The 18,419-nt window shown below is 56.6% G+C and carries 14 protein-coding genes; 8 read left to right on the plus strand and 6 right to left on the minus strand.

Annotated elements, in window-relative coordinates:
- The first annotated feature begins 5 nt into the window (after positions 1-5).
- The 4 genes from DFT_RS01815 (at position 6) to DFT_RS01830 (ending at position 4,590) form a co-directional block, all read left to right on the plus strand.
- Positions 6-566 carry a TRAP transporter small permease gene (locus DFT_RS01815; protein ID WP_054029526.1) on the plus strand — a complete coding sequence of 187 codons (561 nt, stop codon included), beginning with the start codon at positions 6-8 and terminating at the stop codon, positions 564-566.
- Positions 563-1,876: a TRAP transporter large permease gene (locus DFT_RS01820; protein WP_054029527.1), complete on the plus strand. Its 1,314-nt coding sequence runs from the start codon at positions 563-565 to the stop codon at positions 1,874-1,876. Before DFT_RS01815 ends, DFT_RS01820 begins: the two co-directional genes overlap by 4 nt.
- 360 nt (positions 1,877-2,236) lie before the next feature.
- The gene (locus DFT_RS01825; protein ID WP_054029528.1) at positions 2,237-3,406 is read left to right on the plus strand and encodes a 6-phosphofructokinase; all 1,170 of its coding nucleotides are present in this window, start codon (positions 2,237-2,239) and stop codon (positions 3,404-3,406) included.
- A 71-nt stretch (positions 3,407-3,477) separates the two neighbouring features.
- A complete protein-coding gene (locus tag DFT_RS01830; protein ID WP_054029529.1) occupies positions 3,478-4,590 on the plus strand; it encodes a fructose 1,6-bisphosphatase in 1,113 nt (370 codons plus the stop codon).
- 144 nt (positions 4,591-4,734) lie between these two features.
- On the opposite strand, the gene DFT_RS01835 is transcribed toward DFT_RS01830, so the two are convergent.
- Complete coding sequence (locus DFT_RS01835; RefSeq protein ID WP_054029530.1) at positions 4,735-5,502, minus strand: enoyl-CoA hydratase/isomerase family protein; 768 nt, start codon at positions 5,500-5,502, stop codon at positions 4,735-4,737.
- A gap of 256 nt (positions 5,503-5,758) precedes the next feature.
- On the opposite strand from DFT_RS01835, the gene murJ reads away from it, so the two are divergent.
- Complete coding sequence (gene murJ, locus DFT_RS01840; RefSeq protein ID WP_054029531.1) at positions 5,759-7,321, plus strand: murein biosynthesis integral membrane protein MurJ; 1,563 nt, start codon at positions 5,759-5,761, stop codon at positions 7,319-7,321.
- A gap of 111 nt (positions 7,322-7,432) precedes the next feature.
- Here murJ and DFT_RS01845 read toward each other — a convergent pair whose 3' ends face one another.
- Positions 7,433-9,103, minus strand: a complete 1,671-nt coding sequence (locus DFT_RS01845; protein ID WP_054029532.1) for an FAD-dependent oxidoreductase — start codon at positions 9,101-9,103, stop codon at positions 7,433-7,435.
- Between the two features lie 418 nt (positions 9,104-9,521).
- Between DFT_RS01845 and DFT_RS01850 the strand changes: the two genes are divergently transcribed.
- On the plus strand, positions 9,522-10,523 hold the full coding sequence (locus DFT_RS01850; RefSeq protein WP_054029533.1) for a GNAT family N-acetyltransferase: 1,002 nt from the start codon (positions 9,522-9,524) through the stop codon (positions 10,521-10,523).
- An 87-nt stretch (positions 10,524-10,610) separates the two neighbouring features.
- On the opposite strand, the gene DFT_RS01855 is transcribed toward DFT_RS01850, so the two are convergent.
- Complete coding sequence (locus tag DFT_RS01855; protein WP_054029534.1) at positions 10,611-11,132, minus strand: hypothetical protein; 522 nt, start codon at positions 11,130-11,132, stop codon at positions 10,611-10,613.
- 342 nt (positions 11,133-11,474) lie between these two features.
- Here DFT_RS01855 and DFT_RS01860 point away from each other — a divergent pair, with 342 nt between their 5' ends.
- Positions 11,475-11,744 carry an HU family DNA-binding protein gene (locus DFT_RS01860; RefSeq protein WP_054029535.1) on the plus strand — a complete coding sequence of 90 codons (270 nt, stop codon included), beginning with the start codon at positions 11,475-11,477 and terminating at the stop codon, positions 11,742-11,744.
- Between the two features lie 75 nt (positions 11,745-11,819).
- Here DFT_RS01860 and DFT_RS01865 read toward each other — a convergent pair whose 3' ends face one another.
- Positions 11,820-12,020: a tautomerase family protein gene (locus DFT_RS01865; protein ID WP_054029536.1), complete on the minus strand. Its 201-nt coding sequence runs from the start codon at positions 12,018-12,020 to the stop codon at positions 11,820-11,822.
- A 173-nt stretch (positions 12,021-12,193) separates the two neighbouring features.
- Here DFT_RS01865 and DFT_RS01870 point away from each other — a divergent pair, with 173 nt between their 5' ends.
- Positions 12,194-13,258 carry a bifunctional chorismate mutase/prephenate dehydratase gene (locus DFT_RS01870; protein ID WP_054030053.1) on the plus strand — a complete coding sequence of 355 codons (1,065 nt, stop codon included), beginning with the start codon at positions 12,194-12,196 and terminating at the stop codon, positions 13,256-13,258.
- An 811-nt stretch (positions 13,259-14,069) separates the two neighbouring features.
- Here the strand turns inward: DFT_RS01870 and ppdK are convergent.
- Both ppdK and DFT_RS01880 read right to left on the minus strand, forming a co-directional pair.
- Positions 14,070-16,808 carry a pyruvate, phosphate dikinase gene (ppdK, locus tag DFT_RS01875; protein ID WP_054029537.1) on the minus strand — a complete coding sequence of 913 codons (2,739 nt, stop codon included), beginning with the start codon at positions 16,806-16,808 and terminating at the stop codon, positions 14,070-14,072.
- Between the two features lie 787 nt (positions 16,809-17,595).
- On the minus strand, positions 17,596-18,003 hold the full coding sequence (locus DFT_RS01880) for a hypothetical protein (protein WP_054029538.1): 408 nt from the start codon (positions 18,001-18,003) through the stop codon (positions 17,596-17,598).
- Positions 18,004-18,419 lie beyond the last annotated feature (416 nt).

The raw sequence follows: 18,419 nt of genomic DNA on the forward strand, positions 1-18,419 counted from the left end.
ATCCGATGCCAAACGAGAGCGGTCCCGGTGGGTCGGCCGACCACCGGGCCGATGCTTTTTGGAACCAGAGGTGTGACGCCATGCAGGTTTTGGGTAAAATCATCGACTTCTTGTCCGATAAATTGAAAATCTGCGGTGCCGCCTGCCTGGTGGGAATGAGCCTGCTGACGTGCGTCGACGTCATCGGGCGTTTTTTTAAACAACCCGTTTTCGGGTCGGTGGAGCTGGTCAGTTTCATGGGGGTCCTGGCCGCCGCTGCCGCCCTTCCGTTTACCCACCAGACCCGGGGCCATATCGGGGTGGAGATCTTCGTGCGCCGCATGCCTGAAAAGCGGCGCCTGTTGGTCGATGTGTGCACCGGCATCGTAAGCTTTGCTTTCTTCGTGGTGGTGACCTGGCGCATGGTGGTCTATGCCCTGAGTTTAAAATCGTCGGGAGAGGTCTCCATGAACCTGGAGCTGCCCGAGTACCTGATCATCGTTGCCGTGGCCGGCTGTTTTCTGGTGCTTTCCGCCGTGATCGTCAAGGGAGTGATCGAAACCTGGAGTGAGTTGCTGCGTAAATGAGTCCCACGGTCATCGGTATTATCGGCATCGTCTTGATGGTATTGGTCTTCTTGACCCGGATGCCTGTCTCCTACGTCATGGCGACGGTCGGTTTCCTGGGGTTCAGCACCATGGTCTCGGTGCAGGGCGCCCTCAACCTGCTGGCCAAGGAGTTTTATTCTGTTTTTTCATCATATGGTTTGACGACCGTACCTCTTTTTATTCTCATGGGCCAATTGGCCTTCAACAGCGGTATCAGCCGACGACTCTACAATACGGCTTATACGTTTCTGGGGGGGACCCGGGGTGGTTTGGCCGTGGCCACGGTTTCGGCCTGTACGGCCTTCGGTGCCGTGTGCGGATCGAGTCCGGCGACCGCGGCCACCATGGCCACCGTCGGGCTACCGGAGATGAAGCGGTACCGATACGCCGATGAGCTGGCTGCAGGGGCGGTTGCCTCGGGCGGCGGCCTGGGCATGATCATGCCGCCCAGTGTCGTGCTCATCGTTTACGGCGTGCTGACCGAGCAATCCATCGGCAAGCTGTTTGTGGCCGGTATCGTGCCGGCTTTCCTCATTACCGCCTTGTTTTGTGCGGCCATCATGATCTGGTGCGCCATTGCCCCGGACCAGGGTCCCCGGGGGCAATCCTTTTCCTGGACAGCCCGGTTGAAATCAATGCGGGATTTGAGTGAAACCGTCGCCGTCTTTGCGCTCGTCATGGGGGGGCTTTTTTTCGGATGGTTCACCCCCACCGAGGCGGCCGCGGTGGGCGTCGTCGGAGTGGTGTTGGTGTCGGGCATCCGGCGCCAGTTGAGCTGGGGCGGATTCAAAAACGCCTTGTACGAAACCCTCAAGACCTCCTGTATGGTGATGATGCTCATCGCCGGGGCCGTGGTGTTCGGCAAATTCATGGCCGTGACGCGTATCCCGTTCAATATCGCATCCTGGATCGAACATCTCGACCTGCCGCCCATCCTCATCCTGTCGCTGATTGTCCTGGTCTACTTCCTGGGCGGCTGTTTCATGGATTCCCTGGCCCTGGTCATGCTGACCGTGCCGATTTTTTATCCGCTGGTCCTCCAGTTGGGCTACGATCCCATCTGGTTCGGCATCGTGATCGTGATGGTGACCGAGATGGGTGTCATCACGCCGCCGGTGGGTATCAACGTCTATGTGGTCTATGGCGTGGCCATGGGAATGAAGGAGTCGATCACTCTCGAATCCATCTTCAAGGGCATTCTGCCGTTTCTCCTGGCCATACTGGTCGGTATCGCCATCATCGCCGTTTTTCCCCGGTTGGTTCTATTTTTGCCGAATTTGATGTATTGACCCCTCTTTCTACCTTTTTTTCAACGGTTCTGCTCTTCCCGTGGTTCGATGAAATTTACATACTGTCAGCTATTTTGCCAGCCATTGCGCCTATCCCCGGCTGCGGGTCGCGCCTCGATGATGACCAATTCAAATGATTTCAGAAGATTAATTCGAGTGCCGACAAAGGCCCGTCTGGCATGAAGATTGCGGATTCACGATAAATCATAGGGTGCGCTGTTTATTGATCCGTTCTTTAAAAAGTGACCGGACCGCCATGCACGAGGCCTGTGCCTTGACATCGGCGCCATATTTTTGTTGGGGCCGCAAGGCCCCGTGCGGACGGCCGGGTCGCATCGCGCGCGGGGGAGGCGCCAGGTCATGAGCAATACAAACATTCGGACCATTGGCATCTTGACGGGTGGTGGTGATGTGCCCGGTCTCAACCCATGCATCAAACAGCTCGTGGTGCGGGCGTCCCAACTGGGGATCCGGGTGCTGGGCATTCGCAGGGGATGGGCCGGTCTCTTGGAATATTCGCCCGACACACCCGAGGCTGGAACGGAATTTGTTCGGCCGCTGGACCCATCCAACGTCAGGACCATCGATCGGTCGGGCGGCACTATTCTGCACACTTCACGGACCAACCCGAGTGCCGTGACATACAAAGATGCGCCTGCATTCCTTCAGGACTCCTTCGCCGATCCCTCCAAAAAAGTGGATTTCACCGCTCATGTGCTGAAAAACCTCACCCACCTGGGCATCGATCTGCTGGTGCCCATCGGCGGTGACGACACGCTCTCGTTCGCCGCCCGTCTCCATCAGGAGGGGTTTCCGGTGATCGCCATTCCCAAGACCATGGATAACGATGTGATCGGCACCGACTATTGCATCGGGTTTTCCACGGCCGTGACGCGCAGCGTGAATTTCATTCATGCCCTGCGGACCTCTTCGGGGTCCCATGAACGCATCGCCGTCGTCGAACTTTTCGGCCGCTATTGCGGTGAAACCTCCCTGGTTTCCGGCTACCTGGCCGGCGCGGACCGGGTCCTCATCTCGGAAGTGCCGTTCGATATCGATCGCCTGGCCCGTTTTCTGGTCGATGACCGGCGGGCCAATCCCAGCCGCTACGCCATGCTGACCATCAGCGAAGGGGCCAGTATGGTTGGGGGGGACATGGTGTTGCGCGGCGAAGCCGATGCCTTCGGCCATCGAAAGCTGGGCGGGATCGGGGCGGTGACGGCCGAAGCAATCAAAAAGCTAACGGGACTTGGCATCATTTTCCAGCCGCTGTTTTACCTCATGCGCAGCGGCTCGCCCGATTCGTTGGACCTGATGGTGGCCATGAACTACGCCAACCTGACCATCGAGTTGATCGGCCAGGGACAAAGCGGCCGAATGGTGGCCCTGGTTCAGGGCCGCTATACGGCGCTTCGTCTGGATGACCTTAAGGGCGGTGCCAAACGGGTGGATGTGGAAAGCCTATACGATGCCGAAGCCTATCGTCCGATCATTCGCAAGGCCGAGGGCATGCCCATGTTCCTCTATTGATCGCATCGACGGTGGGTTCATTACTCCCGCAGGACCGGGCAGGGCCTGCGGATGGGAAAGGAGAGGGTGACATGCAAACCACGATCGTCGCCATGCGGGCGGATATCGGCAGCATCGGCGGCCACCTGCAACCCAGTACGGAAGTTGTGAACTCGGTGCGTGAGGCGCTCGAAGCGCATCGAGGCCAGCTCATCGCGGATTTCGATCTTCACTTCACCGGCGATGACATCACCGCGGTGTGCACCTATCAGGGCGATCCGGGCCAGACGGCCGTGCAGGATATGATCTGGGAGGCGTTCGCCCAGGGCGCCCGGGTGGCAGTGGAGCAGGGACTCTATGGCGCCGGTCAGGATATTTTCGACAAGGGCATTTCGGGTGCCTCCAAGGGGTTCGGCCCCTCGCTGGCCCAGATCACTTTCCAAGAGCGCTCCAATGAAGCCTTTCTGGTCTTTTCCATCGACAAGAGCGTGCCGGGCGCCTTCAACCTGCCGCTTTACCAGGCCTTTGCCGATCCCATGCACGCTTCCGGGCTGATATTGTCGCCCCGCATGCGCAAAGGATTTCGTTTCGAAGTCATGGACGTGGTCTATCGGGAGTACGATCGGGTGATCACTCTCGAGGCGCCGGAGGATCTTTACAACCTGGCGGCTCTGCTGAGAGACGACGAACGCTTTGCCATTCGGTCCGTCCATTCGCGCACCACCGAAGAGCAGAGCGTGGCGGTCAGCACGACCCGGTTGCACTATGTCGCCGGTATCATGCTGGGCCGGGATGATCCGGTGGCCATCGTGCGGGTGCAGGACGCCTTTCCCGCCGCCGGCGAGGTGCTGGCGCCCTTTGCCCTCTGCGCCCATGTCAGCGGCTTTCAGCGCGGCAGTCACCACGGTCCGCTGATGCCCGTGAGACGCAACAGCGGCGTCTCCTATTTCGACGGCCCGCCGAGCGTTTCATGCGCGGCCTATTGCGTTCGGGACGGCCATTTGACCGAAGCCATTGATCCGTTCGACCACCCCTTCTGGGATCAGGTGCGTGCGCATGCCACTTCCAAGACCCTGGACATCCGGCAGCAGGGATTTTTCGGAACCGCCATGCAGCCGTTCGAAACCCTATCCTATGGTGGCATCATGGGTATTCTCAAGGAGCTCGACGAGCGTTTCGTGATCGAAAAACCTTTTTCTTCCTGATGCATTGAAATCGTCGGTGCAGGCACAGGGTGGATTCGGTGCAGATCGGCGGAAACACAACGGCGACCCGGGGTCACTCACCTGGATCGCCGTTTGATTTTTATAGGATATTCTTTTCGCGTCTGGCCGTCAGGCAGGCGAAGCTTATTCCCCTTTGAACACCGGCTCCCGTTTTTCCAGAAATGCCGTCATGCCCTCCACGGCATCGTGGCTCCGGCCTAGCTTGGTGGCCCATTCGCGGTCCACCGCCAGTCCGGCTTCCAGGCCTTTTTCGAGCCCGGTGGACATGCCTTCCAGAACCGCCCGGACCGCCAGAGGCGGCCGTTTGGTCAACGTCACGGCCAGGGTCATGGCTTCCTTCATCAGGTCCGCCGCCGGTACGACGCGATCGACCAGGCCGATCTCCAGCGCTTCCTGAGGCGCCAGCCGCTTGCTGAACAGGATCATCTCCAGGGCCTTGGATTTACCGACGGTCCTCGGCAGCCGCTGGATGCCGCCCCACCCGGGGGTAATGCCCAGGTTCACCTCCGGCAGCCCCATGATGGCCCGGGATGCATCGGAAATCAGTCTGAAATGGCACACCAATGCCAGTTCACAGCCTCCACCGAGGGCATAGCCGTTGATGGCGGCGATCACCGGTTTCGGCATGCGCTCGATCCGGTTGAAGATATCGTTGCCATTGGGGCCCTTGGCGATGTTGGCGATATCGGAGACGTCCATGCCGGCACAGAATCCTTTTTCACCCGCGCCGGTGATGATGATCGCCCGGGTTTCCTTGCTCTCTTCGAGCGCTTTGACGGCGTGATCCAACTCCTCACGGATGCCTAAATTCACCGAGTTTGTCGGCGGCCGATTCAAGGTGATGGTGGTCACGTAGTTCTGGGTCGTCACGATGATGTTGCTGTACTCCATACCATACCTCCAGTTATGTGAATGTGTGTGGGATTAAACCCGGAGAATCTCATTGGCTGGCGGGTTCAAAGCGCAAAGCGGACGTACTATTTCATGGGCCGGATGCGGATGTCAAGCCTTGTAAAGGCCTTGCAGTGGGTGCGTTCAACCCCCTGGGCGATAGCCGCCATACGTTGAAAACCCTCTTGCCTCGATCGCCACGTTCGGGCAAGATGCGCATCATTTCACTTTTTTCAGGAACCTGATGGGAAATCGTATGTATCGGAAGATGGGCGTCGCCGCACTGATCATGATGGCCTCGATCCTCCTGAGCCGCATCCTGGGCATTCTGCGCGAATCGATCCTCTCCGCCATGATCGGTGCCAATATTGCCACGGATGCCTATAAAGTGGCCTTCATCCTGCCAGAGATTCTGAATCATGTGCTGGCCAGCGGTTTCTTTTCCGTCACATTCATTCCCATTTTTGCACGTTACCTGGCCGCGGACGACGAAGCCGGCGGTTGGGAGATTTTTTCCATTCTTCTTACGGTGCTCGGTGCGTTTTTAGTGGTGCTGATCGTACTCTGCATGGTGGCAGCGCCGCAGCTGCTGACCTGGCTGGCACCCGGCAGATCCGATCCGGTTTTTATGCAAATGGCGGTGCGCATGACACGCATCATCCTGCCGGCCCAGTTTTTTTTCTTTGCCGGCGGCATGCTCATGGCCGTGCAATTTGCCAAGGAGCGTTTTTTTGTGCCGGCCCTGTCGGGGCTCGTTTATAACTTGGGCATTATCGGCGGCGGTATCCTGATGGGGTCCCGGCTGGGTGTCGAAGGATTTGCCTGGGGGGCATTGGCCGGCGCCGCCGGGGGCGGTTTTTTGATCCAATGGATCGGCGCCCGAAAAGCGGGCTTGCAGTTCCGAATCAATTTCAATTGGCGTCATCCCGATGTGAAGCGCTACATTGTTTTGACCCTGCCCTTGATGTTGGGGCTCACCATGACTTTTTCGACGGAAATCTTTTCAAAATTCTTCGGCAGCTATCTCGATGCCGGCGCCATCACCCATGTCGATTTTGCCTGGCGGGTGATCCTGGCCATGGTGGGGTTTTTCGGCCAGGCGGTCGGCGTGGCCGCCTTTCCTTTTCTGGCTAGAATGGCGGCCCAGCGGCAATGGGATGACATGAACAGGATGTTTAACAATACCTTGCGTTATCTGGCGCTGGTGCTTCCTGTCTCCGTGCTGGTCTATGTCGTGCGTTACGAAATCATCCGCGTGTTGTACGAACGTGGGTCGTTCACCTCGGCGGATGCTCACGCCACCGCCTGGGCGCTCACGGGCATGCTGATCGGTGCCGTCGCTTTTGCGGCCCAGACGGTGGTGAACCGCGGATTTTACGCCATGCAAAACACGCTGCTGCCGGCCGTTTACGGCACCATGGCCGTTCTTTTAAGCCTGCCGCTATACTGGATCGGCTTGAAATATTGGGGGGTGTTCGGAATCGGACTGGCCATTTCCGGATCGGTCCTGCTTCAGGTGGCCGTGCTCTACGCTGTCTGGAACCACCGCACTCACAACACCGGGAGCGAGTCGGTATATGCGTTTTACGGCAAATGCCTGGCCATTTGTGCACCAGTGGCAGGTGGCCTGGTGTTGAGTCAGAAGATCATGTACCGGTGGGTGGACGCCTCCACCCTGTCCGGCAGCGTTGGCCTAATTGTCGTCCAAAGCCTGGTTTTTTTACTGCTGATGGGTGGGATCTCCTGGGCCTTCAAGATAGAAGAGGCCCGTGTCGTGTGGCACAAGCTGACCGCAAGGTTGCTCAGAAGGGATCGGTGATGTCGTTTCCGCCACGACACAAATCAATACAATTATCTGAATTTGATTCCCCCTGAAAGCAGGGGCGGGCTTTATGCCCGCCCTCAGCGTTAATCTTCCGACACAGCCGGCTCAAGATAAAAACTTCGCCGTCTCATGCATGGAAAAGGTTTTAAATCCCCCACTGATGTTTTTCACGTTGTAACCATGCTGGGTTAAGGTCCGGGCCGCAAAATAGGAGCGCTGACCGACGAAACAGTAAGTCCAGATCTCGCGATCCTTGGGGATTTCCTGCATGCGTCGGCGCAGCTCGTCGATGGGTATGTTGACGGCTTCGTCGACGTGGTCCTGTTTGTACTCCATGACATCGCGCACGTCCAGCATCAGGGCACTGCTCTCTTCCACCTCCTCCCAGTGGGCCAGGCGGGCATCTCCCCTGAGCACATTGGCGGCGATCATCCCGGCCATGTTCACCGGGTCTTTGGCCGAACCGAACTGGGGCGCGTAACACAATTCGGCCTCTTCCAGGTCAAACACCGTCGCCCCCATCTGGATCGCCATGGCGACCACATCGATGCGCTTTTCGACGCCTTTCTGCCCAACGGCCTGGGCACCGATGATGCGTCCATCCTCTTTTTTGAAGATGAATTTGAGACTGATCGGCTCGGCGCCGGGATAGTAGTTGGCATGATGGCCGGGATGCAGGTAAATTTTTTCCATCTGATCCCACATGCCGAGCTTTTGGAGCGTCTTTTCACTGGCGCCGGTGAAGGCCACCACATGGTCGAGGATGCCGACCACCGAGGTGCCCTGCACCCCCCGGAATGTGCTGCTGCGTCCCATGATCGCATCGGCGGCAATCCGTCCCTGGCGATTGGCCGGACCGGCCAGGGGAACCACGCCGGTCTGGCCGGTGACCACGTCCCTGACCTCAACGGCATCACCCACGGCCCAGATGTGCGGATCGCTGGTGCGCATTTGGCCGTCGACCTCGATGCCGCCCCCGGGGCCGATATCCAATCCGGCCTTTTCGGCCAGGGAGGTGTGAGGGCGAACGCCGATACATAAAATGACCAGGTCGGTTTCCATCTGGTGACCGCTTTGGAGGGTCAGTTTGATGCGGTGCCCTTCTCCCTTTTCAAATTGGGCGACCCCATCATTGAGGTAGAGCGAAATGCCGTGTTTGATGAGCGTATCGTGGATGGGAGCCACCATCTCCTGATCGAGCAGGGGCATGACCTGGTTAAGTCGTTCCACAACGGTGACTTTGAGACCCCGGGTGTGGAGGTTTTCGGTCATCTCCATGCCGATGTAACCGCCGCCGACTACAACGGCCTGGGTGGCTTCGAATTGTTCGATCCACTGGACGATCTGTCGGCTGTCAGGGATGGTGCGCAACGAGAAGATCCCCGGAAGATCGATGCCCGGTAAATTCGGTCGAATAGGGCGGGCGCCGGGAGACAGGACCAGGTAATCGTAATCCTCACCATAGGTGGTCCCGCGTTCCAGGTCCGTGACCTCTATGCGCCGGTTGGCACGGTCGATGGCGGCCACATTGGATCGCAGGCGCACTTCGATATTGAAGCGCTCCTTGAAGAGTTGAGGGGTGGCCACCAGCAGGTCCTCTTCGTTTTGGATGACGTTGCCTACATAATAGGGCAGGCCGCAGTTGGCGAAAGAGACGTGGGTGCCGCGGTCGAACATGACGATTTCGGCGGTTTCCGAGAGCCGGCGGGCGCGGGCCGCGCACGATGCACCGCCGGCCACCCCACCCACGATCAGGATGCGTGGTTTTTTGGACATGATCGCTGATTCTCCTATTCCATGGTTTTAATTGTAAACGGTCCGGCAGACAAGGCCGGTATCCATTCGGTTGATCCCGAAGCACACGGTCGTTTCGAGGGGATCTCCGGCGTGGTCGAGCCGCATTCAGCTTGATTTCGGGGGGCCTATCCTACTCATCCATTTCGAGCAGGTCAATACCCCCCTTCGATTTCGACCGGGATCGCCCGCCGTGCATCTTACCGGCACTTGACCGTTTGGTGTGTGGCATCGGCCTCCTGTTCTACCCACCCCGGGTGTAATGCATAGCATTCAGTTGGAATCCTGTGAACGGAGACGCCGGCTTGCGACCTCAAATCCTTTTATGTTACCCTCGGCGTGATAGAAAGGGCAGCGATGCCGATCCAAACGCACCTCATGGAGGGCACTACAAGAGACCATGCCGCGGCTATATATCGAAGAGTACACCCATTCCCTGGAAGGCAAGAGCGTTTGCATCGCCTGCAGGGAAGGGATATTGCGCGACAATCTCAATGCCGTGATTTCCGATCTGAAGTTGCTCAGCCGCCTGAAGATCAAAACCGCCCTTTATCACAACATCGCCAACCGATTTGCCAATCAGAAATATTTCCGGCTCTTGGCCGACCGCCTGTCCGAGACCCGTATCGTCAGAGTGCCGCCTGATGTCGATTTCTACAGTTATGTGCTCGACCATGAAGAGAATGTCCATAAATTGATATTTCTGGAGCGCAAGGCCCTGGTCGATCATCTGGGCAACAGGATCAACAGCGTCACCACCCAAGGCGTGCGCCAAAGCATCAACGCATGGGGAGACCTGATTGCCAACACCAATTTCAAGGGAGTGCTCGATCGCATCTGCAGCCGTATCGATAGCGGCCACTACGATCGGGTGCATATCCTCCCGGCCGGTAAAGATGCCATCAAATACGAACTGTTCACCATAGAAGGGTGGGGGACCCTGATCGCCAATAACTTTGTCGAGCGATTCCAACCCGTGGCGACCGAGAATGAGGTGCGCCTGATCGATGGCATCCTCAAACTTTACAAAAGTGAAGGATATCTCAAGCCAAGGACCAAGGAATATTTGATCCTGAACCGCAACAATTTTTACGTGACCACCATCGACGACATCGTTGTGGGATGCGTGGAAAAAAAGACCATCGATGCGCAGACCGCTGAAATCGCGGCCCTCGCGATATCCACACGGTTCCGTAATCAACGGGTGGGGGTGTTCACCGTTCAGGCCTTTATCGACGAATTGAAAAGAAAAGGATTTAAACGCTTTATATCTCTCACCAACAATCCCAACCTCAAACGGTTGTATCTGAGCATGGGGTTTGAGCCGTGTCAGGGACCCGAGTATAGCGAGCGCCAGGCCGCCTCGCCGGGGGTGGCCATGTACTACTTGGAGATTGCCTGAAAAATAGGTTCAGTTCCGGGATAGTCATCGGTTAAGGGTTTCGGCGACTGCACTCCCGTGAAATAAATTACTAATTAAAACATATTGTTAAAAATTCAACTGCAATACATAGTCGATGTATGCCGCCACGTTGACGGCCACATGGCGCACATTGCAGCGAACCGCCATCTCGGGCTCATATTTGAATGCCGGTCCGCCAGCGACGATACGCGTTTGAGAGGGGACTCGCTGTCCGATCAGCGAAAGGGTTTCCTCGCTGTCGATCTGCAGAACGGTCAACCCCAGAAACGCCGGTCGATCTTTCAGGCACGCCGCGACAATCCGTTCGGCCGGCTGAAGCAGTCCGAGTGGTTTGACCTTCATCCCGACTATATCGGAAAAAATATTTATGATATCAATCCCTTGACCAATTCCATCATCCAGGGTGGCGGTGATCATAAGCGGCGCGGCGGGCCAGATGCCGGGGACTTTGTGTTGAATTTTCCATCTGTTGAGTTGTTCGGCGGTTTGGAGCAATGCGTCACGGGAAGGCAACCCGGTCGAGAGCCACTGGTCGCACAAGCGCTGCAATTGATTGCGAAGCTGTATCATTTGGATTATCTCAACCATGTTTAAGGAACCTGTCTGCGTGTCATCCCTTGCCCAAAGAATTCGGAATGACCGGCATTTGCCGTCTCTATTCGGCCTTTTTCCTTCTGTCAAAGCATTTGGGCTTGTATATTTTGTTCAGCCCAGGTAAATGAAGGCACCCTTCACCCGATGCGATGAATGGTTATTATCCTTTTCATTGCGCCCGGCAAGCGCACACTTCATCTATCCGGAACTATGGCATGCACCCGATGGCTCCCATAAAAAGAGCATGGGGCAGCCGAAACGCCGCGGCTGGCCATTGCCGACGGCCACGGCGCAAATAAGCATTACAATTTGAAACCAGACAGAGGAGGAGATTCCATGAACAAAGCGGATTTAATTGCTAAAGTAGCTGAAATCGTTGGTACTCAGAAACAAGCCAAGGAAACGGTGGACTGTGTTCTTGATGCCATCTCTGACGCCTTGGCTAAAAAGGACTCGGTCCAGATTTCAGGATTCGGCACCTTTAAAGTGAGCGAGCGCAAAGCCCGCACCGGCCGTAACCCTCAAAGTGGCGCGGAGATCAAGATCTCGGCGCGGAATGTGCCTAAATTCGTGCCTGGTAAGGCGCTCAAGGATGCAGTGAACTAGTTGCCCCTTTTTAAGTCGTTTGTTTGGGCCAGTCATCAGGCAGGGATTTCATAAATCCCTGCCTGCTCTCTTCGTTCATCCCTTTTTTCTCAGTTCCGAGACCGTCCTGCCGCCGATTCCCCAGTTGTCTGTATCGATCTCTTCGATAACCACCACCGTGGTTTGAGGATTCTTGCCCAGTACCGACACCAGCAGATCGGTGACCCCCTGGATCAGTTGGGCCTTCTTTTCCGACGTAGCCCCCTCCTTCGTGATTTTGATATTGACATAGGGCATGGGTTGACCTCCTTTGCATTGATTTGGCCGGTCCTGCGGTTTCAGGTTTGCATTGTTTTAGAGCATTGCCCATGTTATGCACAACTGTTTAAAAAACGAAATGCCATTCGGTTCAACGCCATTCAATGGGGTGCCCCCTGCCCGATCGATACGATGAGGTGAAACCGCGAGCGATGAGATTGGAAGAGATCCGTCATAAGATAGACAAAATTGATCGTGAATTGTTGGTCCTGTTGCAAGAGCGCATGGGGCTGGCCATTATGGCGAAGAAATTCAAGTCCGAGGTGGTGGACGTCAAACGGGAGGAAACCGTACTGTCCAGACCCGAGCGGATGAATTTGGATCTCGTCGAGCGATCGTTTGCCCGTCAACTCCTGCGTACCATCATCCAGGAGAGCAAGCGGCTGCAACAAGAGGAGCGCAAGCTGGTTGCGTTCCAGGGCGAGGCCGGCGCTTACGGCGAGGTGGCGTGCCGCAAGCTGGTGCCGGGCGGGGCCTATATCCCCTGCATGGAGTTCGTCGATGTGTTTCAGGGGGTGCAGGAGGGCTATTTCGATCTGGGTGTGGTACCGGTGGAAAATTCGCTGGAAGGGGCCGTCACCCAGGTGAATGATCTGCTGACCACCACCGATTTAAAGGTGACCGGAGAAGCGAGAGTGGCCGTGAACCACTGCCTGCTGGCCACGGCGCCCGTGGCGCTTGGTGAAATCCGGGTGGTCTATTCCCACCCCCAGGCCCTGGCCCAGTGCCAGCGATTTTTGCTCAAGAACAAATTGGAAGCGCGGCCATTTTATGACACGGCCGGGGCGGCCAAGATGTTGGCCCGTGAGAATCCCAGGGCCGCGGCGGCCATTGCCAGCAGTCTGTGCTCGGAATTGTACGATCTTGCGATCATCGCCAGCGGCATTGCCGATGGCATCTCGAACTCGACCCGCTTTTTGCTGTTGGCCCGCGCCCCCTTCGAAGGCCCGGGCGAAAAGACATCGATCATCTTTGCCACGGCGCACGAAGCCGGTCAGTTGTTCAATGTGCTGCGGCTGTTTGCCGAAGAACACATCAACCTCACGCGCATCGCCTCCATGCCGTTGCGCTCGGATCCGGGCAACTACAGTTTTTTCCTCGATTTCGAGGGCGGCATGCAAGACGCTCACGTCCAGCGCGTCTTCGAACAGCTCGATCGCATGTCCATTCATGTCAAACGTCTTGGCAGCTACCCGATGGATCGATCGGAGTGCTAATAAGGCTGAATAAACAGCCGGCTAATTCAGAAGCAGACAGAGGTCCATTTGGACGGACCGATACAGCAACGTCGCGCGTTCCCCTATTTACATCGTATGTTGTGACTACTTGCTCGTAGAATGCTTATGGCAAGGGGTCTTAGGGGGCGATCAATTTTTCTATCAATCCCTTAGACCATTTTGTATCTCATCCGACATGAAACCACTCAGAATCAAGCTTCTATAAAGCTCATTTCCTCTGAAATCATGCTGGTGGCCTCTCTGCAGGGACAAAATTCACGACTGGGTTGACAAGCCCATCTCGTTGTATTACGTTGGCGTCGCCCTTGATCGGGACCGCTTCATCATCCGGTCGCGTTCCTACAAAACGGACTTTCTCCGTTTATTCAATGAAAACAAACCGCTAACGAAAGGAGATCCTGTGGGAAGTCGCTGTAGAATTTGCGGGACACCGGTAAGTCATGTAACAATTTGTAATCATTGTAGAAATGTGCGTGAAGAGCGGCGTTTTTTCAAGATGGTCAACCACGAGGAGCTCAAGGCGACCCAGGAAATCGCCGGCGGGCGGGACGTGGCGCCGCCCACCAGGGATATCACATCGAGATAACGCCGGCGTTTGGAAGTTGCCATCCACGTCAGCGATCATTCAAACGCGTGCCCCTTCCTTTCCCGGTGCCTGCGAAAACAAGAAATTTGCCATACGCAGGCACCGAGGGGTTTCGTGCACGCCTCATGACCTCCCCCATTAAACCGCCCTCTTTTTTGCTTGCCAAACTTGATCTCCACATGATGATCGGCGCGGTGCGTCAACCTATTTCGCTTTCTTGCTCTTCAGAGCCGCATGCGCGGCCGCCAATCTGGCGATGGGCACCCGAAACGGCGAGCAAGAAACGTAGGTGAGCCCCAATTCGTGGCAAATGGCGATGGAGTCGGGATCGCCGCCATGTTCGCCGCAAATGCCGCACTCCATGTCCTTGCGGGTTGTGCGCCCTTTCTTGATGGCGATGCGCATCAATTCACCGACGCCGTCCCGGTCCAGGGTGGCAAATGGGTTCTCTGGCAAGATGCCGCGGTTCAGGTAACCGATGAGAAAGCCCGCTTCGGCGTCGTCGCGGGAAATGCCATAGGTGGTCTGGGTCAGGTCATTGGTCCCGAACGAGAAAAATTGGGCATGCTCGGCGATCCGGTCGGCCGTCAGGGCGGCTCTCGGCAACTCGATCATGGTCCCGAATTTATATTCGATCTCAATCCCCTGCTCGGCCATTACCTTGCGCGCCTCGTTCTCGAGCACCTCGCGCTGCACCTTGAGCTCATTGGCGTGGCTGGTCAGCGGGATCATCACCTTGGGGAGCACCTTGACGCCTTCGCGGGTCACTTCACAGGCCGCCTCGAAGACGGCCCTGACCTGCATGGTGGTCAGTTCGGGAATCTGAATGCCCAATCGCACCCCGCGGAGGCCGAGCATGGGGTTTTGTTCGTGCAGATGTTCAGCCTGTTTTCGAATTGTCTCCTTGCGTTGAATCTGCTGCAACAAACTGTCGATTTCGGCAAGGGTGGGGGCATGCTTGACCCGCATCTTGAGATCGGCCAATTCATTGATCAGTTGGACCAGATCGGGCAGGAATTCGTGCAAGGGCGGATCGATGAGCCGGATGATGACCGGCAACCCGTCCATGACGCGAAACAATCCGGCAAAATCCTCCCTCTGGAAGGGGAGCAACGTGTTGAGGGCTTCGCGCCGATCGAACGGCAGCTGGGCCATGATCATTTTCTGGATGTAGGGCAGGCGCTCGCTTTCAAAAAACATGTGCTCGGACCGGCACAGGCCGATTCCCTCGGCCCCGTATTCTCTCGCCCGTTGGGCATCCACGGGGTAATCGACATTGGCCCAGACGCCCAGGGTGCGGATCTCGTCGGCCCAGGCGAGCAGTTTGATGAGCCAGGGATCCTTGATATCGGGCACCATGGTTGTCAACTGGCCGATAAAGATCTCTCCTGTATTGCCATCCAGCGACAACCAATCGCCCTCTTGAATCACCCGATCGCCGACGCTCATGCGTCGTTTGTTCAGGTCGATCTGCAGGGCCGATACGCCGACAATGGCCGGTTTGCCGAATTGGCGGGCCACCAGCGCCGCATGACTGGTCCGGCCGCCCCGGCTGGTCAAAATACCCTTGGCGGCCAGCATGCCATGGACGTCGTCGGGTTTGGTTTCCGGGCGCACCATCAAGACCTTGCGGCCCTGCTCCTTGGCCCAGGATTCGGCCAGGTCGGCATCGAACACCACCTTGCCCACGGCGGCGCCGGGTGAGACATTGAGTCCGCGGGCCAGCACCATACCCTGGGACCGGGCCTCGGCGATGGCCTGGGTGTCGAACTGGGGGTGGAGGAAAAAGTCGATCTGGCTGGGAGATACGCGCGTCACGGCCTCTTCGTGGGTGATCAGCCCCTCTTCGGCCATGTCTACGGCGATGCGCACCGCGGCCTGGGCGGTGCGTTTGCCGTCCCGGGTCTGCAACATCCAGAGTTTACCCTTTTCAATGGTGAACTCGATGTCCTGCATGTCGCGGTAGTGTTTTTCGAGGACCTTGGCAATCTGCTGCAACTCCGCATAGGCCTCGGGCATGTCATCGGCCAATTGATCGATATCCTTGGTCATGCGGATACCTGCGACCACATCCTCACCCTGGGCATTGATCAGGTAATCCCCTTCCAGCTTGGGTGCGCCGGTGGCTCCGTTGCGGGTCATGGCCACACCGGTGGCGCAATCGTCGCCCATGTTGCCGAACACCATGGTGACGATATTGACGGCCGTGCCCAGATCATGGGCAATTCCGGCCGCATTCCGATAATCGACGGCCCGCTTGCCGTTCCAGCTTTTGAACACCGCTTCGGTGGCCATCTTGAGTTGCTCGACGGGGTCCTGGGGAAAATCGACCTGGGTGTGACTGCGGAATATGGTTTTGAACCGCGCGGTGAGATATTGCCACTGTGCTCCGGTCAGATCGGCGTCGCTGGCCGCGCCGACCTCGCGTTTCATTTGTTCGATGGCGCTTTCAAAGGCTTCGTCCGGGATGTTCATGACCACCGATCCGAACATCTGGATCAATCGACGATAAGCGTCATACACAAACCGGGGATCCTTGGTGTGCCGGATCATGCCCTTGGCGGTTTCATCGTTGAGACCGATGTTCAATACGGTATCCATCATTCCAGGCATGGAGAATTTCGCTCCGGAACGACAGGACACCAGCAAGGGATGATCGGCATCGCCGAATGTTTTGCCTGTCTTCTTTTCAATGGCCATCAGGGCTTGAAGTTCCTGGTCCCACATGCCGTCCGGGAAAACGCCGCCGCCCGCCAAGTAGCCATTGCATGCTTCGGTGGTGACTGTAAATCCGGGCGGCACCGGCACGCCGATTCGCTGCATGTCGGCGAGATTGGCGCCTTTGCCGCCGAAGAGGCCACGCAGTCCGTCCCATTCATCGTTGACGTATTGCATCGCTTGATCGAGTTCATCGAAAAGGTAAACCCATTTTTTTGTGCTCATCGTTTTCTCCTCGGCCATGTTTGGGGAAATGATTCAAATTGTCTGCGCAACAAATACCCGGTTGGACAAAGAAGACAATAACATGTCCCTGTTTGTCAGATTCGGGGGAAACCTCGATCCATCTTGCTAATGCTGTTGTTTGAATAGAATCTGTTCCGGAGGTCGATTTCCGGGTTTTCTGTCCTGCGGGAGGTGCTGCTATGCGCATTGTGGAGAAAAACTATAACGCAATTTGATATCGAAAAAAAGGGTAACCTTGATGCGCCAGGGATTCTAACTGAACGCTATTCATTAACCTCGGCATGGGTGGAACAGGTGGCCGATGCCACACGCCAAGCGGTCAAGAGCCAGTAAAATGCACGGCGGGCGGCCCAGAAACTCGCTGCGCTCAAACAAGTCTGGGCCACTTGTCCGCCGTCTGCATTCAACTGGCTCTAAGACCGCAGGCTCACGTGGCCCTGGCCACCTGCCCCACCCATGCCTGCCATGTCCGTTGCGATGCGAATTTTTATATCAAAAAAACTTTTGGAAGGCGCACTCTTCAAGGTGAATCACATTCAGTTGGAATTGCTCTTGTTGCGCTAAATGGCTGGGCAAATCTGAAAGATAGCCTCGAGAGCGACGGCAGGTGTGTGGGGCCTGAGACGTTCATCAGACGAACATTCGGAGTTCGGAAATGTCTGAACGTAAAAAAGGCAGCAGGAGCGGGCGTCGGACGGTGCCCCGCCATCCGGGACCACTGGGTGGCAGGGCTTTTATTTATTTTTATAATTTTTTCTAAGCGATACTACCGATACGGAACCCACACCTTTCTTTCGACCCAGTACCCTGGTTCGACCTCAATCTGGATCCATTCCCCGGGTACCCATCGCCCCCGGCGATTGTAGTGGCCTGGATTCCACTCTTTGCGGGTGACGGGTTCAACCCATGCCTTTTCGATGGTCCAGTGCCCCCTCGGCGCCGGCCTTCTTTCATAATCGGGATGGTAAGCGGTTGCCGGGGCCGGCTCGGCATAGGCACTGGATTGGTGTAAGGAGTTGATCAGGGCACTTCCGATGATGGCCGCACCGACGCCGATGGCCACCCCCTCCCATCGATGTCTCTGGGGCGAACCGGCCCAGCTGGGGTTGGGAATCATGGCGAGCGAAGCAAACACGACTAAAGATGCAGCGGTCAAAATGGCTTTGGCTTTCATGACACATCTCCTTTCATGCCGTTTTGACACCCTATGACGCGGCTGCTGCTGCAATTGTTTACACGGTGGACCGCTATTTTTTCCGCTGGGTGGATCTGAGTAATTCTAACTGGTGTCCGTCCACAAATAGGCAAATTGGGTCGAGATCAAGGCGCACGAAAAATTTAACCGCAGGCATATGGCCGATATTCCGAGGATTACATTTTTCGCGCAACACCGATATCGGGCCAATTGGCCATTTGTGCATGGGCACTAACTGAATGTGATTCTCCTTGAAGGGCAGCATTACAAAAGGCATCTGATAAAAAAATAGGCATGGCATCGGCCACCTGCTCCATCCAAGCCGGGTTGAATGAATGGCATTCAGTTGGAATCCCCTGGTTGGTTTGGGTGGGATTGACCCATCCATCGTTTCC

The sequence above is a fragment of the Desulfatitalea tepidiphila genome, assembly GCF_001293685.1.
GTDB lineage: Bacteria > Desulfobacterota > Desulfobacteria > Desulfobacterales > Desulfosarcinaceae > Desulfatitalea > Desulfatitalea tepidiphila.